Genomic DNA, 24,837 nt, shown 5'->3' on the forward strand with positions numbered 1-24,837 from the left:
ATGGTGGCAGGTCCCGTAGGCTGGCGGTATGCGGCGGATCATGGGAACCGAGGTCGAATACGGCATCTCCGTGCCGGGTGACGCGACCGCGAACCCGGTGCTCACCTCAACGCAGGTCGTCCTCGCGTACGCGGCGGCCGCGGACATCCCGCGGGCGCGGCGCGCACGCTGGGACTACGAGGTCGAGTCGCCGTTGCGCGACGCGCGCGGGTTCGACCTCGGCGCGCCCGGCATGCCACCGCAGGACCCCGACGTGGAGGACCTCGGCGCGGCCAACGTCATCCTCACCAACGGCGCGCGGCTCTACGTCGACCACGCCCACCCCGAGTACTCCGCGCCCGAGGTCACCAATGCGCGCGACGCCGTCATCTGGGACAAGGCGGGGGAGCGGGTGATGGAGGAGGCCGCGCTGCGCGCCGCCACCGTGCCCGGCCAGCCCCGCCTGCAGCTCTACAAGAACAACATCGACAACAAGGGCGCCAGCTACGGCACCCACGAGAACTACCTGATGTCGCGCAGCACGCCGTTCACCGCGGTGATCGCCGGGCTGACGCCGTTCTTCGCCTCGCGCCAGGTGATCTGCGGGTCCGGTCGCGTCGGCATCGGCGTGTCGGGCGAGGAGGCGGGCTTCCAGCTCTCCCAGCGCGCCGACTACATCGAGGTCGAGGTCGGCCTGGAGACCACGCTCAAGCGCGGCATCATCAACACCCGCGACGAGCCGCACGCCGACGCGGACAAGTACCGCAGGCTGCACGTGATCATCGGTGACGCCAACCTCGCCGAGTACTCCACGTACCTCAAGGTCGGCACCGCCGCGCTCGTTCTGGACCTGATCGAGTCGGGCCTGCGCTTCGACCACCTCAAGCTGGCCGACCCGGTCCGTTCGGTGCACACGATCAGCCACGACCCGACCCTCAAGGCCACGGTGGAGCTGGCCAACGGGCGCAAGTTCACCGGCCTCGACGTCCAGTCCGCCTACCACGACATGGTCACCGAGCACCTCGACCGGATCGAGCCGGACGCGGTCGCCAAGGACGTGCTGAAGGTGTGGGGCGAGATCCTCGACGCGCTGCGCCGCGACCCGATGGAGTGCGCCGACCGCCTCGACTGGCCGGCCAAGCTGCGCCTGCTCGAGGGCTACCGGGCCCGCGACGGCTTGAACTGGAACTCGCCGCGGCTGCAACTGGTCGACCTGCAGTACTCCGACGTGCGGCTGGACAAGGGCCTCTACAACCGGCTGGTCACCCGCGGCTCCATGCGCCGGCTGGTCACCGAGGAGGAGGTGCGCGAGGCGATCACCACGCCACCGACCGACACCCGGGCGTTCTTCCGCGGCCGGTGCCTCGAGCGCTACCCGAACTCGATCGCCGCGGCGTCGTGGGATTCGGTCATCTTCGACCTCGGGCGCGAGTCGCTGGTGCGCATCCCGACGCTGGAGCCGCTGCGCGGCACCAAGGCCCACGTGGGCGAGCTGCTCGCCGCGTCGGAGACCGCCGAGCAGCTCGTCGACGCCCTGACCGGAGGCAGCAGGCGGTGACGCCCCGTAGCGCCGGGTGCGCTACGGGCGAAATTCCTTGCCTTGATCACCGCCGGGCGACGACGAATGTCGGTCCTGGTCGGTAATCTTCAAGGTAGCCAAGCCACACCAGGAGGCGAGATGGCTCAGGAACAGGTGCAGCGCCAGGGCGGCGGTGACGGCGACGACGAGGTCGAAGGCGCCGCTGCCGCCGGTCAGGAACGCCGCGAGAAGCTCGGCGACGACACCGACGCGATCCTCGACGAGATCGACGACGTGTTGGAAGAGAACGCCGAGGACTTCGTGCGGGCTTACGTCCAAAAGGGCGGCGAGTAGTTCGAAGGGGGTCGTTCGAAGGGAGACGTGTGCTCGCGGAGAGCGCTCGCCGAGCTTCGAACTACGTGTCTTGTGGGGGCCAAGCCCCCACGCCCCCGGCCGGGGGCGAGCCCCCGGACCCCGTCTCGGTGGCGCACATCGTCCTACCCCGGCGCCGCTTCGGGGTGGCGTAAGCCTTCCGAGATGGCGTAAGAACTTCCTGCCCCACCAGCTCAACGGAAACGAAAGCAGGCATGGACCCGATCTCCCCAGGCCCGCGGCCGGGTGCCGCCCAGTCGGCCGGCTATCTGCCGGCTGCCTACATGTCGGCCGCCACGTCCTCGTTCGTCGACTTCCTGCGTGCCCAGGCACCGGAGCTGCTCCCCGGCGCCCGGGGCATCGGCGGCGCACGCGAGCAGTCGCAGGTACCGCTGGACGTGCCGCACGGCACCACCATCGTCGCCATCTCCTACGACGGCGGCGTGCTGCTCGCCGGTGACCGGCGGGCGACCGCGGGCAACCTGATCGCCCAGCGCGACGTGGAGAAGGTCTACGTCACCGACCAGTACTCGGCGGTGGGCATCGCGGGCACCGCCGGTCTCGCCGTCGAACTGGTGCGGCTCTACACGGTGGACCTGGAGCACTACGAGAAGAACGAGGGCGTGTCCCTGTCGCTGGACGGCAAGGCCAACCGGCTGGCCGGGATGATCCGGGGCAACCTGGAGATGGCCATGGCCGGGCTGGCCGTGGTGCCGCTCTTCGTGGGTTACGACCTGCACGCCGAGGACCCGGCCAAGGCGGGTCGCATCGTGTCCTACGACGTGGTCGGTGGCCGCTACGAGGAGCGCGCCGGCTTCTACGCGGTGGGCTCGGGTTCGCTGTTCGCCAAGTCCGCCATCAAGAAGCTCTACGACCCGGCGGGTGGTCGTGATGCAGCCATTCGCGTGGCCATCGAGGGCCTGTACGACGCCGCGGACGACGACTCGGCCACCGGTGGCCCCGACCTCGCGCGCCGCATCTTCCCGACCGTGGTGACCATCGACGCGGCCAACGGTGCGGTGCGACTGCCCGAGGAGGAGGCCGCCGCCGTCGCCGAGGCCGTGGTGGCCGCCCGCGCCGAGAACCCGCGCGGCTGACATCCCTGACCGACCCGAGAGATTCCTGGAGCCAACGCCGTGACAATGCCGCTGTACGCATCGCCAGAGCAGTTGATGCGCGATCGCTCGGAGTACGCCCGCAAGGGCATCGCCCGGGGTCGTAGCGTCGTCGTGCTCAAGTACACCGGTGGCGTGCTGTTCGTCGCGGAGAACCCGTCGACGACCCTGCACAAGGTTTCGGAGATCTACGACCGGATCGGCTTCGCGGGCGCAGGTCGCTACAGCGAGTACGAGAGCCTGCGTCGTGCGGGCATTCGCCACGTGGACCTCTGGGGCTACGCGAACGACCGTCGTGACGTGTCGGCGCGGCAGCTGGCGAACGTCTACGCGCAGACCCTCGGCGCGATGTTCACCGACCAGATCAAGCCGTTCGAGGTCGAGCTGTGCGTGGCCGAGGTGGGCACCACGCAGGAGAACGACCAGCTGTACCGCCTGACGTACGACGGTTCCATCGACCACGAGCCGCGTTTCCTGGTGATGGGCGGCCAGACGGAGCCGATCGCCAACTCCCTCAAGGAGACCTACCGCGACGACCTGGACCTGTCGGACGGGGTTGCCGTCGCCGTGCAGGCGCTCAAGACGGCAGTTCCGGCCGGGAGCAACAACAACGGCGACAACGGCGGGATCGGCAAGCTGGAGGTGGCCCTGCTGGAGCGCAACCGCCCCCGCCGGGCGTTCCGCCGCATCGAGGGCGCGGCGCTGGCCGCGTTGCTGCCCAGCGATGAGAAGGCCGACGAGGCCAAGGACGACAAGCCCGAGAAGCCCGTCGAGGACGTGAACCTCCCCGAGGGCGACGCCTGAGTTTCCTCAGTTTCGAAGGGCGCCCTTGACCGGTCCGAACGGACAAGGTCAAGGGCGCCCTGGCATGTCCGAGGATCCAGCAAGACCAAGCCGCACCAGAAGCGAGAAGTGCGCCGCCGGCGAGGCCAAGACACCGTGGCGTTGCTGGGTTCGGTTTTGCACGAGGCGTGGGGGTCCTCGTGTCAAACCGAACGCACCACTGAGCTCCCGGCCCGAACGGCGAACTCACGAGCGAACGCGGCACACCAGCCTGAACGAGTAGTTCGGCCCACCGGGCGCCACCTGAACCGTCGTTTCCGCGAACATGGCGCGAATACAAGCCGAACCCAGCGCCCGCGCGGCCCCGATCTGGAAAAGCCTGGATGCTCCTGGACTCAGGGGCGGTAGACCACGAGCGCCCGCCGACGGGACTCGAAGGTGAACGTGTTCCCCAGCGGCCCGACCTCGCCGTCGGTGGCGACGCGCCGGTGCCCGTCCACCACTTCCACCTTCAGTTCGGCGACATCAGCCTGCCGGTACACGTGGCTCGCGTGCAACGTCCGGGTCAGCACGGCCGCCACGAACCGGGCCCGCGAGTAGGGCACATCCGCCCGCACGTACCGCACATCCAGGCACCCGCTGTCCAACGCGGGACGCGACGACGGCGCGAACCCCTTCGGCAGGTAGCTCCCGTTCCCCAGGAACAGCAACCAAAGCACCCGCCGCTCCCCGTTGAGCGTCACCTGGATCGGTTGCGCGCTGCGCAACACCCGCACCATCGCGATCCCGGCGGCCAGCCACTTCCCCCAGCGGTGCTCCATCCGCTCGCGCAGCCGCACCATCTCGGGGTACCCCCCGAGGCTCGCGGTGTTGACGAACCACCGCTGCCCGTCACCGGCCACGTCGACCAGTCCGAGGTCGATGCCCACGGCCGAACCCGTCGCCGTGGCGGCGACGGCGTCCTCCACAGTGGTCACGCCGATGTCGCGGGCGAAGTGGTTCAGCGTCCCGAACGGCAACAACACCAACGGCAAGCCGCGCTCCGCGGCCACCGATGCCACGGCGGCGACGGTTCCGTCGCCGCCGGCGACGCCCAGCGCCACCACGGTGTCGTCCAACGACTCGTGCACGAGCGAGATGAGGTCCCGCGCCGGGTCGGGCCGGATGATCCGCGCGGCCGGCCAGTGCTGCTTCACCGTGTCGGCTGGGTCGGCGTCGTCCGGGCCGGACGCCGGGTTGGCCAGCACGACCAACCCGGAGCCGTCGCCGAGCGGGGGTGCGTCGACGTGGTGCTCGCTGTGGGCGGGCGCGGTCTCCGGGAGCGGCCACCAGTGCCGGGTGGCCGCGCCGACGCCCACCCCGATGCCGAGCCCGGCGAGCACGTCGGTGGGCCAGTGCACGCCCGTGTGCACCCGCGAGTACGCCACGGCGGCGGCCAGTGGGGCGATGGCGGCGCCGACGGCCGGGTTCTCCATGGCCACGGCGGTCGCGAACGCCGCGGCCGACGCCGAGTGCCCGGAGGGGAACGACGACGACGTCGGCCGTTTCTCCAGCCGCCGGTGCAGGGGCAGCAGTTCGGCTGCGGGCCGGCGTCTGGGGAAGATCGGTTTGGCGATGAGGTTGGCCACGGCGCTGGCTCCGGCGATCGCGGCGACGCCACGCAGGCCGCCACGCCGGGTGGTGCCTTTTCGCGCGGCCAGGACCCCGGCCAGCGCGAACCACAGCAGGCTGTGGTTGGCCGACCGGGACAGGCGCAGCATCGCCGGGTCGAGCCAGGTCCGCCGCAGCGCCGCTGACCTGCGCATCATGACGAGGTCCGCTTGTCCTACCCGTCGCGCTGAGCCGCGCCGCACTCGCCCGATCACTCCGGAAACGTAACCGAGCACATGCCCGCCCACCGGACGAACTGTGCCCTCGGTGACCGGATCGAAAGCCAACAAACACGAACGGCGCTGCGCTGTAGCCGAGCGGAACGCCTAGTCTGGAGGAATGCAGCGGCGGATCTTCGGCATCGAAACCGAGTTCGGCGTGACCTGCACGTTCCACGGCCAGCGCAGGCTGAGCCCGGACGAGGTCGCGCGGTACCTGTTCCGGCGTGTCGTGTCTTGGGGGCGTTCCTCGAACGTCTTCCTGCGCAACGGCTCCCGTCTCTACCTTGACGTGGGCTCGCACCCCGAGTACGCCACGGCCGAGTGCGACGACCTCGTGCAACTGGTCACCCACGACAAGGCGGGCGAGCGGATCCTCGAGGACCTGCTCGTCGACGCCGAGCGGCGGCTGGCCGACGAGGGCATCGGCGGCGACATCTTCCTGTTCAAGAACAACACCGACTCGGCGGGCAACTCCTACGGCTGCCACGAGAACTACCTGGTCACGCGGGCCGGCGAGTTCTCGCGGATCGCCGACGTGCTGCTGCCGTTCCTGGTCACCCGCCAGTTGATCTGCGGCGCGGGCAAGGTCCTGCAGACCCCGCGCGGTGCCGTGTACTGCCTCTCCCAGCGCGCCGAGCACATCTGGGAGGGCGTCTCCAGCGCCACCACCCGCTCGCGCCCGATCATCAACACCCGCGACGAGCCGCACGCCGACGCCGAGCGCTACCGGCGCCTGCACGTGATCGTCGGCGACTCGAACATGTCCGAGTCCACGACGCTGCTCAAGGTCGGCACAGCCAACCTGGTCCTCGAGATGATCGAGGAGGGCGTGCAGTTCCGGGACTTCAGCCTGGACAACCCGATCCGCGCGATCCGCGAGATCAGCCACGACCTGACCGGCAAGCGCCTGGTGCGCCTGGCGGGCGGGCGCGAGGCGTCCGCGCTGGACATCCAGCGCGAGTACTACGCCCGCGCGGTCGACCACGTGGCCAAGCGCTCGGCCGATCCGGTGACCCAGCGGGTGCTGGAGCTGTGGGGCCGCACGCTGGACGCGATCGAGGCGCAGGACCTGGCCAAGATCGACCGCGAGATCGACTGGGCGATCAAGCACCGGCTGGTGCAGCGCTACCAGGCCAAGCACAACCTCGACCTGTCCAGCCCGCGCATCGCGCAGCTCGACCTGGCCTACCACGACATCCGCCGTGGTAGGGGCATCTTCGACCTGTTGCAGCGCAAGGACCTGGTCGAGCGCGTGACCGACGACGGCGAGATCGAGGCCGCGAAGGACACCCCACCGCAGACCACGCGAGCCAAGCTGCGTGGCGACTTCATCGCCGCCGCTCAGCAGGCGGGCCGGGACTTCACCGTGGACTGGGTCCACCTGAAGCTGAACGACCAGGCGCAGCGCACCGTGCTGTGCAAGGACCCGTTCCGCGCGGTGGACGAGCGAGTGGAACGCCTGATCGCCTCGCTGTAGGCCTCGCCGTGTTGCTCAAGTGGCTCCGCTGCACGGTCGCCGACCGCGACGGCTTCGCCGACCGCGACGGCTTCGCCGACGGTCAGCTCGGGTGGTCCGAGCTGACCGCCGTGCCGGGCTTCGTGACCCAGTTGGGCGGCTGGGACGATGACGGCACGGCGCACGTCCTGGCCCTGTGGACCGACCACGTCCGCTACGACGCCTTCATGGACGGGCCGCACCAGAAGCTCGCAGCGGCCCAGTCGAGCTGCATCACGGGCACCGAACGCCTGGTGCTGCCCGAGGTGGCGTTCATCGAGGACTTCACGGTCGGCCCGGGCTTGCTGCGCCTCGCGCACGGGCGGGTGCGTCCGGAGCGCCTCCAGCACTTCCTGGACGCGCAGGTGAACGTCTGGAACCCGGGGATGAGCGCCGCGCCCGGCTTCACGGGTGGTGTGTTCGCCCGCTCCGGGACGAGCTTCCTCGTCGCCACCCGATGGGCGTCGGCGGCGGCGCATGCCGCCTACCAGTCGGACGTGTTCCCGGCCCTGCGCGATCGCGCCGCCCACGGTGCCGACCTCGAGGACTTCGCCGGCTACCAGGTGGAGCTGGTCCCGGACTGGTCGGTGCTCACCTGAGCACGCGGTAGCGCAGGTGGGTCACCCCGTCGCCTTCGACGACGGTGGGGTTGGCCAGGCGGACCGGTGCGCCGGCGAGCTTGCCGAACATCGGTACGCCGTCGCCCAGCAACACCGGTACGAGGTCGATGCCGACCTCGTCCAGCAGGCCGAGCTCCAGGCACTGGCGGGCCATCTCGCCACCGTTGACGCCGACCATCTTGTCCACGCCCGCGACCTCGGCCGCCTGCTCGACGGCGCTCGCCACCCCGTCGGTGACGAAGGTGAACGGGTTGCCGTCGTTGGCCCAGTCCTCGGGCACCGAGTGCGTCACGACGAACACCGGCACGCCCCACGGGTGCGTGCCACCCCAGCCCTTCGTCAGGTCGAAGAGCCTGCGGCCGACGACCAGCGCCCCGACCGAGGCGGTGTGCTCGCGCAGCACCTCGGCGCTCGCCGCGGACGTGCGCAACGTCCGCTCGGGCTGTGCGGTCGGCACCTCGACGTCGCCGTTGCCCAGCCACGCGAAGAGGTGCTCGAACCCGCTCTCCTCGGGCCCGGCGATGAACCCGTCCAACGACATGCACGCGCCCGCGGCGATCTTGCTCATGGCGTCTTCCCCCCAGTGCGGTATTCCTCGAGTCGCGCGACGAACTCGTCCGGTCGTGCGAGCGCGGGCAGGTGCCCGGTGTCGATCACGTCGGGCTCGATGCCCAGGCGTTGCGGCACGATCCTGCGCTGGAACTCCAGCGGGAACATGCGGTCGTGGCGACCGGCCAGGAACCGGGTGGGCACCGCGGGCCAGGCCTCCAGTGGCCAGGGCTTGGCCCACACGGCATCCGACATGCGTGGCTCCGGCTGGGCGAACACCGCCTCGGTCACGTCGGCCGGCACGTCGTGGAAGAAGTCCCGGCGCACGTCCGGGTACTCGCCCATGACGCGGCCCTGGCTTTCGGCGTACTCGCGCATGGCGCGGTCCTGGCCGGTCGCGTCCCACCATTCGCCGGCGGACTCGCCCGGCTTCGGCGTCATCGCGCACACCAGCACCAGCAGGTCGACCTGGACCCGCGCGCAGACCAGCGGGCCGGTGAAGCCGCCCAGGGACTGGGCCACCACGACCAGGTCTCGCCGGTCGCCGATGGCCTCCACCACGGTGTCGGCGTATTCGGCGAACCCGGCCGTGTCGTCGGCCATCGGCAGCTGAGGGGCGATCACGTCGTGGCCGAGCGCACGCAGCCGCGGTTCGGTCAGGTGCCAGTAGAACGCGTCGCCGGCCCCGTGGACCAGCACGTAGGTGGCCATCAGCGCCGCATCCCACCCGGGAAGCGGGTCTGGAAGTCCAGCACGCCGGCCCAGCTGGGCTCGACGGCGATGCGGACCATGCGCAGGTCCGGCTGGGCGGCCAGCTGCTCCAGCGCGGCCGCGGACCCGTCGCCGTAGTAGCGGCGTTGCAGGGCCACGTAGTCCGGCAGCAGGCCGTCGACCTCGGTCAGTACGGCGTCGCCGCGCAGCGTCAGCACCTCCGGTGGCGGACCGGCGCGGTCGATCAGCACGGTCACCTCGGGGTGGCGGCGCAGCCCGGCCAGCTTGCCCGAGCCGGCGAACGTGCTCATCACGAGTTCGGTGCCGTTCCAGAGGAACAGCATCGGCACCACGCGCGGGGTGCCGTCGGTCGCGCGGTAGGCCAGCCGGGCCAGCTCGGTCGAGGCCAGCAGCCGCTGAGCCGTGTCGGTGTTCAGTAGGTCCAGATCGCCTTGGGCCAGCTCCGTCGTCGTCATGGTCCTAAATTAGCACTAACTGGTGCGAAAACAAGACCAATCTTGGTAGGATGCGTCCATGGCAGGTGCACGCAGCTACGAGGACCCGTGCGGCGTGGCCCGCGCGCTCGACGTCGTCGGGGAACGCTGGGCGCTGCTCGTGGTGCGCGAGTTGTTGTTCGGGCCCAAGCGGTTCACCGACCTGCGGGCCGGGTTGCCGACTGCCTCGCAGAACGTGTTGTCCACCCGGCTGCGTGAGCTGGAGGAGGCGGGCGTGGTGCGCAAGCGCAAGCTGCCGCCACCCGCGGCGTCGTCGGTCTACGAACTCACCGAGCGCGGTGCCGAGCTGCGGCCGGTGCTGTTCCACCTGGCGCGCTGGGGGAGCCGGGGTGCGATCACCACGTCGAACGAGCTGAGCACCGATGCCTTGGTGCTGGCGATGCTGACCACCTTCGACCGCGATCGCGCGGCCGGGCTGCAGGTGCGCGCGCACCTGCGCCTGGGCCCCGACGAGTTCCGCCTGTCGATCGACAAGGGCTTGCTGGATCTGCGGCGCGGCAACCTCGAGAACCCGGACGTGACCATCGAGGGGGAGGCGGGCGCCTTCCGCGCGGTGCTCTTCGGGCTGCGTGAGCTGGACCGGACCGACCTGATCATCAAGGGCGACGAGGTGCTGGGCCGCGAGCTGCTCACCTTGTTCCCGCGACCGACCCCAGGAAGCGGGTCGTGACGTCGTCCGCCGGGAAGAACGACTCGATCGCCAGTTCGGCCACCGTCACGTCCAGTGGCGTGCCGAAGGTCGCGATGATGGAGAAGAACGCCAGCTCCCCGCCCGGCACGTCATCGTGGCGCAACCGAAGCGGCACAACGAAATCGACGGGTCCGGCGGGCACCGGCTCCGGCTGATCGCACGGGTACGCCACGAGTTCGTCGTGCAGCTCTTGCAACGCGGGGTCGCCGGTCAGCGTGATCTCCTTGCGCAACCGGCCGAGCAGGTGCGCCCGCCACTCGCCGAGGTTCACCGTCCGGCGCGCGACGCCGTCCGGGTGCAGGGCGATCCGCAGCACGTTCGCGTCCGCGCCGAGCAGGTGCGGCGCTACTCCGGCCGTGAGCAGGCCGACCGGCTCGTTGGCGTCCAGCAGCCGCCAGGACCGGTCGACCACCACGGCCGGGTAGAGGGTGTGGCCGTCGAGGATGCGCCGCACCGCGTCGCGCGCGGGACCGAGCTCGGCCAGCGACGTCTCCCGGTACAGCGGCGCGAACCCGGCCGCCACCAGCAGCTGGTTGCGCTCGCGCAGCGGCACTTCGAGGTGTTCGGCGATGCGCAGCACCATCTCCCGGCTCGGCGCCGAGCGGCCGGTCTCCACGAAGCTCAGGTGCCGCGTGGAGATGCCGGCGTCGATCGCGAGGTCGAGCTGGCTCAGCTTGCGCCGGTCCCGCCACCCCCGCAGCAACTCGCCGACCGGGCGCGTACTGGCCATGACCACCACGATACGTCGTCGCCACCATTACCTGAGAGGTAATCGACAGCATGACCTCAGGCCGGGCATCGTCGGTGCTACCCGAAACCCAGGGAGGAACCGATGACCGACATCAAGTCCACTGTGGAGTCCTACATCGCGGCGTGGAACGAGACCGACGCGGACGCCCGGCTGCTCGCCGTCAAGCAGTTGTGGGCCGACGACGGCGGCTACACCGACCCGCTGGCCGCCGTGCGCGGCCACGACGGCGTGGCGGCGGTGATCGAGGGAGCGCAGAAGTTGTTCCCCGGCCACGTCTTCCGCTTGCTCGGCGCACCCGAGGCGCACCACGACCTCGTCCGCTTCCGGTGGGAGCTGGTACCGGCCGGCGGTGGCGAGTCCGCCGAGTCGGTCGTGATCGGCGCCGACACCGCCGTGCTGACCGAGGACGGCAAGCTGCGTGACGTCTACGGCTTCCTCGACAAGGCACCGGCGATGTGAGGGCAACCGGCCGGGGCGTCACCCTCGTAGTAGCCCGCGAGGGGGCGCACCCGGCGCCCAGGTGCGGTCGGAGGACAGCGTGGTGGGAGGACAGCCCGTGCGCGGGTTGAAGTTGGTGGTGGCGGCCGGCCTGGCCGCGGTGACCGTGGCGTGCGGCGCCCAGAACACCCCGGGCGCGGCGCCCGCGGCCGGGCCGGACGCCGGTGTCGCGCCGGCCGCCGATGTCAACATCCTCGTGGTCGGCATGGACACCCGGCCGGGCATCGAGGGGTCCCGGCCGGACACCATCGCCGTCGTGCACGTGCCGAAGTCGGGCGACTCGGCGGCCGTCGTGTCGCTGCCGCGGGATCTGGAGGTCAACGCCGACGGGTTCGGGCGGACGCGGCTGAACGCCGTCTACCCGCTCGCTTTGGCCGCCGAGAAGCGCAAGGCGCCGAACCTGCCGCAGTTGCAGCAAGTCCAAAAGGCACAAGAAGACTTCGTGGCCGTGGTGCAGAAGGTGACCGGCGTGCGGATCGACCACTACGCGCAGGCGGACATGCAGGGCTTCGTGGCGATGACCAAACTGGTCGGTGGCGTGTCGGTCTGCCTCAACGCGGCTCAGCACGACCCGATGTCCGGCGCGAACTTCCCGGCCGGGGCGCAGAAGGTGCAGGGTGACACCGCGCTGGCGTTCGTGCGACAGCGCCACAACCTGCCCAACGGCGATCTCGACCGGATTCGCCGCCAGCAGGTCTTCCTCGCCGGCCTGATCGACACGGTGGCCAGTAGCGGCACCCTGTCCAGCCCGGTCAAGGTGCGGGCCCTGCTGGGCGCGGTGCGCAAGTACGTCGTGCTGGACCAGCGCTGGGACTTGATCTCGTTCGCCAACCAGGTGCGGGACCTGACCTCGTACGACGTCCGCATCGGCACCGTCCCGATCACCGGCACGACGGCCCTGGGCTGGCTGACCGCCGACCCCGCGAAGGTGAAGAGCTTCATCCACGGCTACTTCGCGCCCAAGCCGGCCGGCCATGGTGACTCCCGGACGAAGCCGCGGACGCCCGGCAGCATCGCGCCCGTGTGCGTGAACTGAAGGATCGGCAGCCGTACCGATCGTGTGTTCGACACGCGGCGGGGCCGCGCGCCGGAGCACCATTGGGCCGGTTAGTCTCTCCTTGTGTCCGTCGCCCGCGCAGAACGCCTGGTCAACCTGGTGCTGTGCTTGCTGTCGACCCGGCAGTACCTGACCGCGGAACGCATCCGGGGGATCGTGCCGGGCTACGCCGACGCGCCGAGCGACGACGCCTTCTTCCGCACGTTCGAACGCGACAAGACCGAGTTGCGTGAGCTCGGCGTGCCGCTCGAGGTCGGCCGCAATTCCGCGTTCGACGCCATCGACGGCTACCGGATCGCGCGCCGCGACTACGAACTCGGCGACATCAGCCTCGAACCCGACGAGACCACCGCCGTGGCGCTCGCGGTGCGGCTCTGGGACTCCCCGGAGCTCACCGGCGCCGCGCACGGCGCGCTGCTCAAGCTGCGGGCGGCGGGCATCGACGTCGACCAGCAGGCGCCCACGGTCGTCGAGTCCAAGGTGCGCACCAGCGAACCGGCGTTCGGGCCGCTGCTCGCCGCCGTGCAGGCGCGTCAGGCGGTGAGCTTCGACTACCGCAGGCCGAGCCCGACCGAGCTGCGCACGCGCACGATCGAACCGTGGGGCGTGGTGTCGTGGAAGGGGCGCTGGTACGTGGTCGGGCACGACCGCGATCGCAAGGCGCCGCGCTGCTTCCGGCTCTCGCGGGTGGTCGGCGACGTGCGCGCGATCGGCCGGACCGAGGCGTTCGAGCGGCCGACCGGGATCAACCTGCTGGACTTCGTGGCGAGCACCGGCGGCGAGCCGCCCGCCCGCTCCACCGCGACGCTGTGGGTGGCCAGGAACCGGGCGGCCGGGCTGCGCCGGCGCGCGAAGGTGATCGGGCAGCGGGTCGTGGACGGCGTCGAGGGCGACGACGTCCAGCTCGACCTCGGCTACCCGGACAGCGCGGTCAGCTGGATCGCCGGGTTCGGCCCGGACGTGCTGGTGATCGAGCCGGACGTGTTGCGCAAGGCGGTCCTGGAGCGCCTGCTCGCCATCGCCGGGGAGGTGGCGGTGCCATGAGCACCTCGCACGACCGGCTTCCGCGGCTGCTTTCCCTTGTGCCGTACCTGATCGCGCGCCCGGGCATCCCGGTCACCGAGGCGGCCGCCGACTTCGGCGTCACGCCCCGCCAGCTGCGCAAGGACCTCGAGCTGCTGTGGATGTGCGGGCTGCCCGGCTACGGCCCCGGCGACCTGATCGACCTGTCCTTCGAGGGTGAGACGATCACCGTCACCTACGACGCCGGGATGAACCGGCCGCTGCGACTGACCGGTGCCGAGGCGACCGCGTTGCTGGTGGCGTTGCGTGCGTTGCTGGCCACCCCGGGCCTGGCCGACACCGACGCGGTGGCCCGCGCCATCGCCAAGATCGAGGCCGCCGCCGGTCAGGCCGAACCCGCGGGCGTCGCGGTCGCGTTGAGCGCCGCCGAGGCCAAGCGGACGGTCGAGACCCGCACGCTGGTGCAGCAGGCCGTGGCCGACGGCCGGGCCCTGCGCATGACGTACTACACGGCGTCCAAGGACGAGATCACCGAGCGCACGGTCGACCCGATGCGCGTGGTGATCGTGGCGGGCCGCAGCTACCTCGAGGCGTGGTGCCGCCGGGCCGAGGGCGTGCGGATGTTCCGGATGGACCGCATCGACGACGTGACCGTGCTCGACGAGCCGGCCGCTCCGCCGCCGACCGCGCGCCCGACCGACCTGTCCGGCGGTTTGTTCCAGCCCGCACCTGATCAGCAGGAAGCTGTGCTCGTGCTCGACCCGGACGCGCGCTGGGTGGCCGAGTACTACCCGGTCACCGAGCTCGACGAGCTCGACCGCGGGCGGCTGCGGGTGGCCATGCGCTACGCGGACACGTCGTGGATGGTCCGCCTGCTGCTCGGGCTGGGCGGCGACGTCGTGGTCGAGCAGCCCGCCGAGCTCGCGACGCGCCTGCGTGCGCGCGCGGCCGAAGCGCTCAGCCGTGCACGTCACCTCACGGTCACTTGAGCCGTTAGGCTGGGCTGGTGGACACCTGGCTCGCCATCGCGCTGATCGCGGTCGTGGTCGCCGTCGGGCTGGCGGTGCTCGCGTTCGCGGCGCTGCGGTTCGCGGCCGCGCTGAAGCGCCTGCTGACCGCCACCGGCCGGACCAGTGCACGGTTCGCCGACGAGACCGGGTTGTTGCGTGCCCGCCGGGCCGCCCTGCGAGTGGCGGTAGCGGAGCGCAAGGCGAGGAACACCGATTCGACACGGCCCCAGGTACCATCGCTCAAGGGGAGACAGGAGAAGGATCTAATTGGGTAACTTGGGTGTACCAGAGCTCCTGATCATCGCTGGCGTGATCATCTTGCTGTTCGGCGCGCGGAAGCTGCCCGAGATGGCGCGGTCGCTGGGCAAGTCGGCGAAGGCGTTCAAGGAGGAGACCAAGGGCCTGCGTGGCGACGACGGCACGCCGGAGAAGCCCGCGGTCGCCCCGGCCGTCGTCGAGCAGCAGCTGCCCGAGGCGAAGCCGGCGGCCGAGGCGAACCTCGCCGAGCAGAACGCCGCGCTCGCGGCCGAACTGGCCGAGACCAAGCGCAAGCTCGCCGAAGAGCAGCAGCAGAAGAACGCCAGCTGAGCTAGAGGACGGACGACCCGGTGGCGCGAGAACCGCACCGCCGCGGTGGCGTGCGTGCCGAGAAGAGGCGCATGCGCAGCCGCAGGCACAACCCTGACGGCACGATGTCGTTGCGGGATCACCTGTACGAACTGCGTTACCGCATCGGCTTGGCGATCCTGTTCATCCTCTTCGGCGGGGTCTTCGGTTTCATCTGGTTCCAGACCAACCTGGGGCCGGTGCCCTCGCTGGGCAAGCTGCTGACCGGGCCGTACTGCGCGCTCCCCGCCGATCAGCGGGTGAGCTTCAACGGCAGCGAGTGCCGGCTGCTGCAGACCAAGCCGTTCGAGGCGTTCCTCATCCAGTTCAAGGTGGGCATCGCCGCGGGCATGGTCGTGACCAGCCCGCTGTGGCTCTACCAGATCTGGAAGTTCATCACCCCGGGCCTCTACGACCGGGAACGCAAGTTCGCGCTCACCTTCGTGCTGTTCGCGTCGGCGCTGTTCGCCGCGGGTGCCGTGGTCGCCTACCTCGTGGTGCCGCAGGGCTTGAAGGTGCTGGTCAGCTTCGGCGGCGACCAGTTCGCGACGGCGCTGGCGGCCAACGACTACGTGTCGTTCGTGCTCGTGCTGCTGCTGATCTTCGGCGTGAGCTTCGAGCTGCCGCTGGTCGTCATCATGCTCAACTGGATCGGCGTGCTGCCCTACCGCAACCTCGCGAAGTGGCGCCGCGGCATCATCTTCGCGCTGTTCGTGTTCGCCGCGTTCGCCACCCCGGGCACCGACCCCATCTCCATGGTTTCGCTCGCCGCCGCGATGACGGTGCTGTTCGAGCTGGCCGTGCAGGTCTCGCGGGTGCACGACAAGCGCAAGGCCAGGCGGCAGGCGACCGAGTTCGCCGAGCACCCCGAGGACGACCCGAGCGTGCCCAGTCCTGGTGTGACATCATCTGCGCCGACGTCACAGGAACTCGACGACGTGACCTGACCGGGAGGCGCGGATGGGCGTTCACGCGGCACTCGCCGTTCATCCGGGCTCCGGACTGGGGGCGGCCGGTCGGGTCGCCGGCACGGTCGCGGCCATCCTGCGTGACGCCGTCGACCGGCTCGACCTGGTGGTCGCGGACACCGTCGCGGAATCGCACGCGTTGATGCGCGCGGCGCGCGATGCCGGCCTGGACGCGTTGGTGGTCCTCGGCGGCGACGGCTCCATGCACCAGGGTGTGCAGTTCTGCGCCGGTACGGACATCGCGTTCGGGGTGGTGCCCGCGGGCACCGGCAACGACTTCGCTCGCGCCCTCGGGATTCCCGCCGACTCCGTTCGGGCAGCCAGTCAACTCGCCGATGCGTTGGCGCACGGCCGTTCCCGCCACGTGGACCTCGGGCGCGTGGCGGGCGGCGAGTGGTTCGCGACGGTGTTGTGCGCCGGCTTCGACGCGGCGGTCAACGCCCGCGCGAACGCCATGTCGTGGCCGCGCGGTCCGCGCCGGTACGACGTGGCGGTGCTGGCGGAGTTCGCGTCGTTCGCCGCGCGCCGGGTGGTGCTGCGCATGCCGGAGGAGACCGTGGAGCTGGAGGCGACGCAGCTCGCCCTGGCCAACGAGCCGTACTACGGCGGCGGCATCCCGATCTGCCCGGGCGCCGACATGGGGGACGGCCTGCTCGACGTGACGGTCGTGGGCCGGATGAGCAAGGTCGATCTACTGCGCACCCTGCCGACCCTGCGCACCGGCAAGCACGTGCACCACCCGGCGGTGAAGACGTTCCGCGCCCGGTCGGTGCACATCGAAGGCGATCCGTCCTGGCTCGCTTACGCCGACGGCGACCCCGCCGGCCGCCTCCCCCTCGAAGTGGTCGCCGTTCCGAACGCCCTCAAAGTCCTCCTCTAACCGGGCGTGTCCCACACTCAGACCGGGTGTGTCCCCCTTTCTGACCTGGTGTGTCCCACGTTCCGACTGGGTGTGTCCCACGTTCGCTTGGTGGGACTCGGGGTACGGGAACGTGGGACACACCCGACGGGAACGGGGGACACACCCGGCGGGAAGAGGGGACACATCCGGCGGGAACGGGGGACACGCCTTGACCTGGAGTTGGGTCCAGGGGGCAAGGTGGTGGCGTGATCTCCCTCGGTGTCTCGCTGCCGATCTTCGGTGGGCGGGCCGGTTCGACCATCCCGCAGCCCGCGGTCCTCGCCAAGCGCATCGAGGACCTCGGCTTCGACTCCGTCTGGTGCGGCGACCACCTCGACAACGGCGCCCCGTTGCTCGACAGCACCCTCAGCCTCACCGCCGCCGCCACGGCGACCACCAAGATCGACCTCTGCTACGGCGTCCTGCTCATCGCCATGCGCCAGCCCGCGCTCGTGGCCCGCCAGCTGGCCACCCTCCAGTACCTCTCCGGCAACCGCGTCGTGCTCGGCGTCGGTGTCGGCGGCCAGTGGCCGGCCGAGTGGCGGGCGGCGGGCGCCGACCTCAAAGGACGCGGCGAGCGCACCGACCGGATCCTCCGCATGCTGCCGGACCTGTTGTCCGGCAAGGAAACCCGCGTCGTCACCGAGCCCGGCGAACCCACGGTCACGATCGCCCCGGCGGTCCCCATGCCGCCGGTGTGGGTCGGCGGACGGTCCGAACGGGCCATCAAGCGGACCCTCGAGTTCGGGCACGGGTGGATCGGCTCGATGCTGCTGCCCGGCCAGTTGCGCGACCTGAAGGACCGCTTCGCGGAACTGGCCACCGACCGCGACACGCCGGAGGTCGGCACGATCTTGTTCGCCACCGGTGACCCGAACGGCCGGGACGCGGCCGTCGACTACTTCACGCGCACGTACGGCCTCGACCGGAAGCTGGGCGCGAAACTCGTCCTGGCCGGCCCGGCCGACGTGCTGGCCGAGCGGATCGCCGAGTACCGCGACGCCGGCGTCACGCGGGTCGTGCTGGGGTCGATCGGGCCGGACGTCCTGGGCAACTACGAGGCGTTCGCCGGGGCCGGTGCGCTGCTGCGCGGGTAGTCGGTCGTCGGCTGTCGGTGGGTTGTGACAACCTGGTCAGGTGGCTGCCAGCCCTGATCGCTCCCCAGCCGAGGCCTACGCAGCGTCGCGAGGCCGCGCGCGCTACCCCCAGCTAGCCGACTTCGGCGACGAGCTGTCCTTCGACCTGGACCCGTTCCAGCGGCGCGCGTGCCAGGCGCTCGAGGACGGCCACGGCGTGCTCGTGTGCGCGCCGACCGGCGCGGGCAAGACGGTCGTGGGTGAGTTCGCGGTCCACCTCGCCCTCCAAGCGGGCCGCAAGTGCTTCTACACGACGCCGATCAAGGCCCTGTCGAACCAGAAGCACGCCGACCTGGTGGCCCGCCACGGCGCGGCCAACGTCGGCCTGCTGACCGGCGACACCTCGATCAACGGCGACGCACCGGTGGTGGTGATGACCACCGAGGTGCTGCGCAACATGCTCTACGCCGGGTCGCCGACCCTGCGCGGGCTCGGCTACGTCGTCATGGACGAGGTGCACTACCTGGCCGACCGGTTCCGCGGCGCCGTCTGGGAAGAGGTGATCCTGCACCTGCCCGAGGCGGTGCGGCTGGTCAGCCTGTCCGCGACGGTCAGCAACGCCGAGGAGTTCGGCGAGTGGCTGGTCGAGGTCCGCGGCGACACCACGGTCGTCGTCGACGAGCACCGCCCGGTCCCGCTCTGGCAGCACATGCAGGTCGGCGGCCGGATGATGGACCTGTTCGCGGGCACCGACGACGAGGGTCACCCGCAGATGAACCCGAACCTGCTGCGCCGGGTCGAGGAGACCGGCCGCGTCTACGCGCCGGCCTACAGCGGACCCAGGCGCAGCAAGCGCCCGCAGCAACGCCCGCGCTTCCACCCGCCGTCGCGGGTCGAGGTGATCGAGCGCCTCGACCGCGCGGGCCTGCTGCCCGGCATCGTCTTCGTGTTCAGCCGCGCCGGCTGCGACGCCGCCGTGGCGCAATGCGTGCGCTCCGGGCTGCGGCTCACCGACGAGGACGAGGTGCTGCGCATCCGCCGGATCGTCGACAGCCACACCAAGGACCTGCCCGACGGCGACCTGATGGTGCTGGGCTACTGGGAGTGGCGCGAGGCGCTGGAACGCGGCTTCGCCGGTCACCACGCCGGGCTCCTGCCCGCCTTCAAGGAAACCGTCGAAGAACTCTTCGTGCAGGGCCTGGTCAAGGCGGTCTTCGCCACCGAGACCCTGGCCCTGGGCATCAACATGCCGGCCCGCACGGTCGTGCTGGAGCGGCTGGTCAAGTACAACGGCGAGACGCACGCCGACCTGACGCCGGGGGAGTACACCCAGCTCACCGGGCGCGCGGGCCGTCGCGGCATCGACGTCGAGGGCCACGCGGTCGTGGTGTGGCAGCCGGGCATGGACCCGCGCCAGGTCGCCGGGCTCGCCTCGACCCGCACCTACCCGCTGCGCTCGTCGTTCCGGCCGGGCTACAACATGGCCGTCAACCTGGTCGCCCGGCTCGGCGCCATCCCCGCCCGCGAACTGCTGGAGCAGTCGTTCGCCCAGTTCCAGGCCGACCGGTCGGTGGTCGGGCTGGCCAAGCGCATCGAGCGGAACAAGGAAGCACTCGAGGGCTACGCCGAGGCGATGACGTGCCACCTCGGCGACTTCGCCGAGTACGCCGCCCTGCGCAAGCGCCTGTCCGACCGGGAGAAGGCGTTGACCCGGCAGAACAGCGCGCACCGCCGGGCCGAAGCGGCCGCGTCGCTGGAGAAGCTGCGCAAGGGCGATGTGATCGCGGTGCCGTCGGGGCGCCGGTCCGGCCTCGCGCTCGTGATCGACCCCGGGCTCGACCCGGTGGGCGAGCCGCGGCCGCTGGTGCTCACCGAGGACCGCTGGGCCGGACGGCTGTCGGTGGCCGACTTCCCGACCCCGGTGCACGCCCTGGGCCGGATCCGGTTGCCCAAGCAGGTGGACGTCAGGTCGCCGCGTTCGCGCCGGGACCTGGCGTCGACGTTGCGCAACACCGGGATCGAGGTGCCCGCACGCGATCGCCGTCGTGGCTCGGGCGCGGCCGACGACCCCGAGCTTGCCGCGTTGCGCCGGGCGTTGCGGGCGCACCCGTGCCACGGCTGCAACGACCGTGAGGACCACGCCCGCTGGTCGGAGCGCCACAGCAGGCTCAAGGGGGAGACCGAGCAGCTGGAACGCAAGGTCGCCGCGACCACCCACTCGCTGGCCCGCGCGTTCGACCGCATCACCACGTTGCTGACCGAGCGCGGCTACCTCACCAGCGCCAAGAAGGTGACCCAGCACGGCAAGCGCCTCGCCCGCATCTACGGCGAGTCCGACCTGCTCGTCGCCGAGTGCCTGCGCCAGGAGTTGTGGCGCGACCTCGAGGCGCCGGAGCTGGCCGCCGTCGTCTCGTCGTTGGTGTACGAGGCACGAAGGGACGCCGGATTCGAGCCGAACGTGCCGGGTGGCGCGATCAGCGACGCGCTCACCGCGACCGCGCGCCTGTGGACGGCGCTGGAAGAGGACGAACGGCGTGTCGGTGTCGAGCGCACCCGGTCGCCGGACGCGGGCTTCGCGTGGCCGGTCTACCGGTGGGCGCGCGGCGAGGGGCTCGAGCGCGTGCTGACCGCCGCCGAGTCGGCTGGTCAGGAGCTTTCCGCCGGGGACTTCGTGCGGTGGTGCCGCCAGGTGATCGACCTGCTCGACCAGATCCGGACCGTGATGGGTGGCGACGACCCGGTCGGTGCGACGGCTTCGCTGGCTGTGACGGCGTTGCGCAGGGGAGTCGTGGCGCTCGGCCCGGAGTAACTGGCCTGGCAGGAGTTTGCGGGTTGGGTAGGGCTGGGTCACACCGCTGTGGTTTGATCGCGACGAGCGATGGCGTGAACCGACCGCGGAGGCGACAACCATGAGCACCCCGTACGGACAGTCCGGCGGGAACGATCCGCAGCAGCAGCAATGGGGTCAGCAGCCCCAGGGCAGCGGACCCACCACCGGCACGCCGTCGGGGGGTGTCCCGGCGCAGCCCGCGGAGCAGCCTCAGCAGGCGGAGGCGGCACAGCCCGCCGAGCAGTCGGCACCCCCGCAGGAGCCGGCCTCCGGTGAGCACCCGGCGCAGCAGGAGCCCGCCTCCGGTGAGCAGGCGGCACAGCCGGCGCCCGAGCAGCCGCAGGCCCCGCAGCAGCCCCAGGCCCCGCAGCACGCCGCGCCGCAACAGCCGCAGCAGCCGTTCCAGCCGCAGGCACCCCAGCAGTTCCAGCAGCCGCCGGCGCCGCAGGGTTATCCGCAGCAGCCGCAGTACCAGCAGCCGCCGCAGCAGTTCCAGCAGCCGCAGGCCCCGCAGGGTTACCCCCAGCAGTTCCAGCAGGCGCCGCCGCAGCAGCCGTACCAGCCGCAGCCCACCCAGCAACAGCAGCCGTACCCCGGCTACCAGCCGCAGCCGACGCAGCAGTACCCGGGTTACCAGCCGCCGCAGCAGCCGCCCCAGCAGTTCCCGCCGGCGCCGGATCAGGGTTTCGGTCAGGCGCAGCAGCCGGAGCGCACGCAGCACATCCAGCCGGGGGTGCCGCCGCAGCCGTCGCAGGCCCAGCCGCAGCCGCAGTACCCGGGTTACGGGCAGCAGCCCGACACCGGTGCGCAGGAGCAGCAGAGCGGCGAGACCACGGCGACGGTGTCGCAGACCGGTCCGCACTCGGGGCCCCTTTCGCAGGCGCCGGGTCAGCAGAGCAGCTCGCAGCTGCCGGTGCCCGGCTACGGCCAGCAGGACCCGCAGTCGGGCAGCCAGCCGGCGTTCGGTACTCCGTCGGGTGGCATGCCGCAGCAGGGTTTCCAGCAGCAGGGCGGTTACCCGGGTCAGTACGACACCGGGCAGCACCAGTTCGGCGGCTACGGTCAGCAGCAGCAGCCGGGCGGTTACCCCGGTGCCGCGCCCGCCGGCACCAAAGCCAAGTCCGGCGCGATGATCTGGATCCTGGTGGCGGTCGTGGTCGTGATCGCCGGTGTGGTCGCGGTCCTCGGCTTCGTGTCGCCCGGGTTCTTCAAGACCAAGGTGTTCGACCAGACCGCCGTGCAGGACGGCGTGAAGAAGATCGTCATGCAGTACGACCCGCAGACCGAGGTCAAGAGCGTGAGCTGCCCCTCGGACGCGGAGGTCAAGGCGGGCACCACCTTCGACTGCAAGATCTCCCTCGGTGGCGCCCAGCCGCGCGACACCACGGTGACCGTGACCGTCAAGGACGACAACGGCACCTACGAGGTCGGTCAGCCCAAGCAGTAGATGCCGGGCAAGTCTCGAACCGCGGCGGCCGTGCTGAGCACGGCCGCCGCGTTCGTCGTTGTGGTGGAGTCGATCCGAGCCGGAGCAGGAGGAGCGCCATGCGGCGCCTGATCGCGGGGGTAGTGGCGCTGGCCACCTTGGTGGCGGTCGCCGCGTGCGGGCCGGACCAGCCGCAGAAGGACTGGTCCAAGTACTCCGCGCCGTTGTCGGAGCAGGGCGTCGGGCAGCCTCTCCGTTGAGAGGCTTGGGTTTCTCCCCGTTGCCTGGCTAGCCGTCCAGGGCGGCGAGCAGCCGATCCACTGAGGCGCCGAGGTTCCAGCGTTCCTTCAGTTCCAGCACGCGCTTCCGGTCGGCCGGCCCATCCGGCACCTTGTCCGCGCCCGACATGACCACGTCGGCATCGGTCGCCACGCGCACGACCAGCGGCGCCACCTCTAGGTAGTCCGCCGCCTCGGCCAGCTTGGTCCGCGCGCGCAGCGGCACCCTCGCGTCCCCGGCCGCCGCTGCCGCGAGCAACGCGTCCAGGGACCCGAAGTCGCTGATCAGCTTCGCCGCCGTCTTCTCGCCGATGCCGGCGACGCCCGGCAGGCCATCCGATGGGTCGCCGCGCAGCATCGCCATCTCCGCGTAGGCCACCCCGGCGACCGCCTCGGGCAGCGCGTACTTGGCCGCGAGTTCTTTCGCGCCAAGGACTTCCGCCTTCGCCCAGCCGCGCCCGACGTATACGACGGTGATCTTCGTCGGCTCCTCGCGAACGACCTGGAACAGGTCCCGGTCGCCGCTGATCACCTCGACCGGGTCGTCCGCTTCGCGCGCGGCCAGCGTGCCGATCACGTCGTCCGCCTCGTAGCCCGCGGCCTCCGCGGTGGCGATCCCGGCCGCGTCGAGCAGGTCGAGGATGATCGGCACCTGCGGGGTGAGCGTGTCCGGCACCTCCTCCTCGTTCGCTTCGACATCGGCCACGCGGTGCGCCTTGTAGCTCGGCAACGCGTTCACCCGGAACGCGGGCCGCCAGTCGGCGTCCATGCAGCACACGAGCCGCGACGGGCGGCGGTCGGTGATGATGCGCGCGATCGTGTCGGCGAAGCCGCGGACCGCGTTCACCGACGTGCCGTCGGAAGCGACCAGCGAGTCGGGCAACGCGTAGTAGGCGCGGAAGTACAGGCTGGCGGAATCGAGCAATGCGAGCGGTCCGGTCACGCTCACAGCCTGCCAGGTCGGACGGTCTCCGGGGTGGCGCCGCGCGGATCCGGCGCCCGGTCGCGGACCGCGAGGCCGAGCGCGAGCGCCACCGCGGCGACCACCGCGGCCGGCAGGCCGAGCAGGTCGGCGGGCAACCAGTGCTGCACCAGGCCGCCGAGCGCGCCGCCCAGCCCGATGCCCACGTAGATCGCCGACGAGTTGAGACCGAGCACGACCGTGGCGGCCGACGGCGCCGTCGTCAGCAGCCGGTGTTGTTGCGGCACAACGGGAATACCGGCAGACAGGCCCCACACCAACGCCCAGGGGAGGGCACTCGGCATGCTGCGCACGGCCAGCGGCGCGACGAGCAACCCCGCGCAGACGACCATCAGGGCACCCACCAGCACGGCCCGGGGCCGGTACCGGTCGGTGAGCCGCCCGGCGAGCAGCGTGCCCGCCACCGTGCCCGTGCCGCTGACCAGCAGCAGGAGGATCAGCCGCGACGTCGACCCGCCGGTCGCCCCGGTCAACGCGACGGTGGCGTAGGTGAACAGCGTGTAGAAGGCGGCCATCGTGACCATGCTCGTGGCCACGATGCCGAGCACCGTGCGGTTGCCCATCGGCGCAAGGCGGTCGGCCAGCGTGGTGGCGGGCAACGTGACCGACGGCAGCCGCAGCCGCACGCCAAGCGCCGCCGTCGCACCCAGGCCGGCGACGGCCCACAGGGTCACCCGCCAGTCCGACGCACCGATCAGGGTGCCCAGCGGCAGGCCCAGCACGGACGCCACCGACAACCCGCCCATCACCAGGGCGAGAGCGCGCCCGCGCCGCTCGGCCGGGGCGAGGGCGGCGGCGGTGCTCGACGCCGCCGAATTGATCATGCCGGCGCCCAGTGCGGTGACGGCCCGCGCGGCGAGCACCACCGGGTAGTCCGCGCTGATCGCCGTGATCACGTTGCCCGCGGTGAACACCGACAACGCGAGCACCAAGGCCGTCCGGCGATCGAAGCCGCTGGTCAACGCGCCGGTGACGGGGGCGCTGAGGGCGAAGCACAGGGCGAAGACGGTCACGAGCTGCCCGGCGGCGGCGACGCTGACGCCCAGGTCGGCGGCGATGCCGGGCAGCAGGCCCGCGATGACGAACCCGTCGGTGCCGACGGCGAAGGTGGCCAATGCCAGCGGCCAGAGTCGAACAAGCATGTCTGCTCCGGTGAGGTTGATGGTTTTGCGTTCATCCAACAATAAAGTTGGATGGATGTCCAACCATCC

Annotated in this window: 26 protein-coding genes; 19 read left to right on the plus strand and 7 right to left on the minus strand. The window is 71.1% G+C overall.

Annotation, left to right across the window (positions count from 1 at the left end; all coding sequences use genetic code 11):
• Positions 1-28 precede the first annotated feature (28 nt).
• From dop to prcA, 4 genes are all read left to right on the plus strand, one after another.
• Entirely contained in the window at positions 29-1,537 is a 1,509-nt protein-coding gene (gene dop / locus EV186_RS34640) for a depupylase/deamidase Dop (protein WP_133853710.1), read from the plus strand.
• Positions 1,538-1,657: 120 nt separating this feature from the next.
• The gene (locus EV186_RS34645) at positions 1,658-1,852 is read left to right on the plus strand and encodes a ubiquitin-like protein Pup (RefSeq protein ID WP_133853711.1); all 195 of its coding nucleotides are present in this window, start codon (positions 1,658-1,660) and stop codon (positions 1,850-1,852) included.
• Between the two features lie 233 nt (positions 1,853-2,085).
• A complete protein-coding gene (gene prcB, locus EV186_RS34650; protein WP_133853712.1) occupies positions 2,086-2,967 on the plus strand; it encodes a proteasome subunit beta in 882 nt (293 codons plus the stop codon).
• A 39-nt stretch (positions 2,968-3,006) separates the two neighbouring features.
• Positions 3,007-3,789, plus strand: a complete 783-nt coding sequence (prcA, locus tag EV186_RS34655) for a proteasome subunit alpha (RefSeq protein WP_133853713.1) — start codon at positions 3,007-3,009, stop codon at positions 3,787-3,789.
• Positions 3,790-4,163: 374 nt separating this feature from the next.
• On the opposite strand, the gene EV186_RS34660 is transcribed toward prcA, so the two are convergent.
• Positions 4,164-5,576, minus strand: a complete 1,413-nt coding sequence (locus tag EV186_RS34660) for a bifunctional phosphatase PAP2/diacylglycerol kinase family protein (protein WP_133853714.1) — start codon at positions 5,574-5,576, stop codon at positions 4,164-4,166.
• A 181-nt stretch (positions 5,577-5,757) separates the two neighbouring features.
• Between EV186_RS34660 and pafA the strand changes: the two genes are divergently transcribed.
• Both pafA and EV186_RS34670 read left to right on the plus strand, forming a co-directional pair.
• Positions 5,758-7,116, plus strand: a complete 1,359-nt coding sequence (gene pafA, locus EV186_RS34665; RefSeq protein ID WP_133853715.1) for a Pup--protein ligase — start codon at positions 5,758-5,760, stop codon at positions 7,114-7,116.
• An 8-nt stretch (positions 7,117-7,124) separates the two neighbouring features.
• Complete coding sequence (locus EV186_RS34670) at positions 7,125-7,733, plus strand: DUF4937 domain-containing protein (RefSeq protein ID WP_208115925.1); 609 nt, start codon at positions 7,125-7,127, stop codon at positions 7,731-7,733.
• Here the strand turns inward: EV186_RS34670 and EV186_RS34675 are convergent.
• The 3 genes from EV186_RS34675 to EV186_RS34685 are packed head-to-tail and all read right to left on the minus strand — an operon-like array spanning position 7,726 to position 9,490.
• Positions 7,726-8,322: a dihydrofolate reductase family protein gene (locus EV186_RS34675; protein ID WP_133853717.1), complete on the minus strand. Its 597-nt coding sequence runs from the start codon at positions 8,320-8,322 to the stop codon at positions 7,726-7,728. The genes EV186_RS34670 and EV186_RS34675 overlap by 8 nt on opposite strands.
• The gene (locus EV186_RS34680; protein ID WP_208115926.1) at positions 8,319-9,014 is read right to left on the minus strand and encodes an alpha/beta hydrolase; all 696 of its coding nucleotides are present in this window, start codon (positions 9,012-9,014) and stop codon (positions 8,319-8,321) included. The genes EV186_RS34675 and EV186_RS34680 overlap by 4 nt, the downstream gene beginning before the upstream one ends.
• Entirely contained in the window at positions 9,014-9,490 is a 477-nt protein-coding gene (locus tag EV186_RS34685; protein WP_133853719.1) for a pyridoxamine 5'-phosphate oxidase family protein, read from the minus strand. Before EV186_RS34685 ends, EV186_RS34680 begins: the two co-directional genes overlap by 1 nt.
• A gap of 58 nt (positions 9,491-9,548) precedes the next feature.
• Here EV186_RS34685 and EV186_RS34690 point away from each other — a divergent pair, with 58 nt between their 5' ends.
• A complete protein-coding gene (locus tag EV186_RS34690; RefSeq protein WP_208115927.1) occupies positions 9,549-10,199 on the plus strand; it encodes a winged helix-turn-helix transcriptional regulator in 651 nt (216 codons plus the stop codon).
• Here EV186_RS34690 and EV186_RS34695 read toward each other — a convergent pair.
• Positions 10,159-10,950, minus strand: a complete 792-nt coding sequence (locus tag EV186_RS34695) for a helix-turn-helix domain-containing protein (RefSeq protein WP_133853720.1) — start codon at positions 10,948-10,950, stop codon at positions 10,159-10,161. The genes EV186_RS34690 and EV186_RS34695 overlap by 41 nt on opposite strands.
• 102 nt (positions 10,951-11,052) lie before the next feature.
• Between EV186_RS34695 and EV186_RS34700 the strand changes: the two genes are divergently transcribed.
• The 12 genes from EV186_RS34700 (at position 11,053) to EV186_RS39225 (ending at position 22,626) form a co-directional block, all read left to right on the plus strand.
• Positions 11,053-11,430 (plus strand): nuclear transport factor 2 family protein, encoded by a 378-nt coding sequence (locus tag EV186_RS34700; protein ID WP_133853721.1) that lies wholly within the window; start codon positions 11,053-11,055, stop codon positions 11,428-11,430.
• Positions 11,431-11,527: 97 nt separating this feature from the next.
• Positions 11,528-12,505: an LCP family protein gene (locus EV186_RS34705; RefSeq protein WP_133853722.1), complete on the plus strand. Its 978-nt coding sequence runs from the start codon at positions 11,528-11,530 to the stop codon at positions 12,503-12,505.
• A gap of 84 nt (positions 12,506-12,589) precedes the next feature.
• On the plus strand, positions 12,590-13,570 hold the full coding sequence (locus tag EV186_RS34710; RefSeq protein WP_133853723.1) for a helix-turn-helix transcriptional regulator: 981 nt from the start codon (positions 12,590-12,592) through the stop codon (positions 13,568-13,570).
• Complete coding sequence (locus tag EV186_RS34715; protein WP_133853724.1) at positions 13,567-14,538, plus strand: helix-turn-helix transcriptional regulator; 972 nt, start codon at positions 13,567-13,569, stop codon at positions 14,536-14,538. Before EV186_RS34710 ends, EV186_RS34715 begins: the two co-directional genes overlap by 4 nt.
• Before the next feature lie 17 nt (positions 14,539-14,555).
• A complete protein-coding gene (locus EV186_RS34720; protein ID WP_133853725.1) occupies positions 14,556-14,834 on the plus strand; it encodes a hypothetical protein in 279 nt (92 codons plus the stop codon).
• A gap of 1 nt (position 14,835) precedes the next feature.
• A complete protein-coding gene (tatA, locus tag EV186_RS34725) occupies positions 14,836-15,147 on the plus strand; it encodes a twin-arginine translocase TatA/TatE family subunit (protein WP_341815974.1) in 312 nt (103 codons plus the stop codon).
• 71 nt (positions 15,148-15,218) lie between these two features.
• Entirely contained in the window at positions 15,219-16,112 is an 894-nt protein-coding gene (gene tatC / locus EV186_RS34730; RefSeq protein ID WP_243754467.1) for a twin-arginine translocase subunit TatC, read from the plus strand.
• Positions 16,113-16,125: 13 nt separating this feature from the next.
• Positions 16,126-17,013, plus strand: coding sequence for a diacylglycerol/lipid kinase family protein (locus EV186_RS34735; protein ID WP_133853727.1), 888 nt, complete (start codon positions 16,126-16,128; stop codon positions 17,011-17,013).
• Positions 17,014-17,240: 227 nt separating this feature from the next.
• Positions 17,241-18,131 (plus strand): LLM class flavin-dependent oxidoreductase, encoded by an 891-nt coding sequence (locus EV186_RS34740; protein WP_133853728.1) that lies wholly within the window; start codon positions 17,241-17,243, stop codon positions 18,129-18,131.
• A 40-nt stretch (positions 18,132-18,171) separates the two neighbouring features.
• Positions 18,172-20,919: a DEAD/DEAH box helicase gene (locus tag EV186_RS34745; RefSeq protein ID WP_133853729.1), complete on the plus strand. Its 2,748-nt coding sequence runs from the start codon at positions 18,172-18,174 to the stop codon at positions 20,917-20,919.
• Between the two features lie 100 nt (positions 20,920-21,019).
• The gene (locus tag EV186_RS34750) at positions 21,020-22,387 is read left to right on the plus strand and encodes a DUF4333 domain-containing protein (protein WP_133853730.1); all 1,368 of its coding nucleotides are present in this window, start codon (positions 21,020-21,022) and stop codon (positions 22,385-22,387) included.
• A gap of 98 nt (positions 22,388-22,485) precedes the next feature.
• Positions 22,486-22,626, plus strand: a complete 141-nt coding sequence (locus EV186_RS39225; protein WP_166659464.1) for a hypothetical protein — start codon at positions 22,486-22,488, stop codon at positions 22,624-22,626.
• A 28-nt stretch (positions 22,627-22,654) separates the two neighbouring features.
• On the opposite strand, the gene EV186_RS34755 is transcribed toward EV186_RS39225, so the two are convergent.
• Positions 22,655-23,587, minus strand: a complete 933-nt coding sequence (locus tag EV186_RS34755; RefSeq protein ID WP_133853731.1) for a 5'-3' exonuclease — start codon at positions 23,585-23,587, stop codon at positions 22,655-22,657.
• Between the two features lie 2 nt (positions 23,588-23,589).
• The gene (locus tag EV186_RS34760) at positions 23,590-24,768 is read right to left on the minus strand and encodes an MFS transporter (RefSeq protein ID WP_133853732.1); all 1,179 of its coding nucleotides are present in this window, start codon (positions 24,766-24,768) and stop codon (positions 23,590-23,592) included.
• Positions 24,769-24,837: the final 69 nt, after the last annotated feature.

This window comes from Labedaea rhizosphaerae (assembly GCF_004362825.1).
In the GTDB taxonomy this organism is placed as follows: Bacteria; Actinomycetota; Actinomycetes; order Mycobacteriales; family Pseudonocardiaceae; genus Labedaea; species Labedaea rhizosphaerae.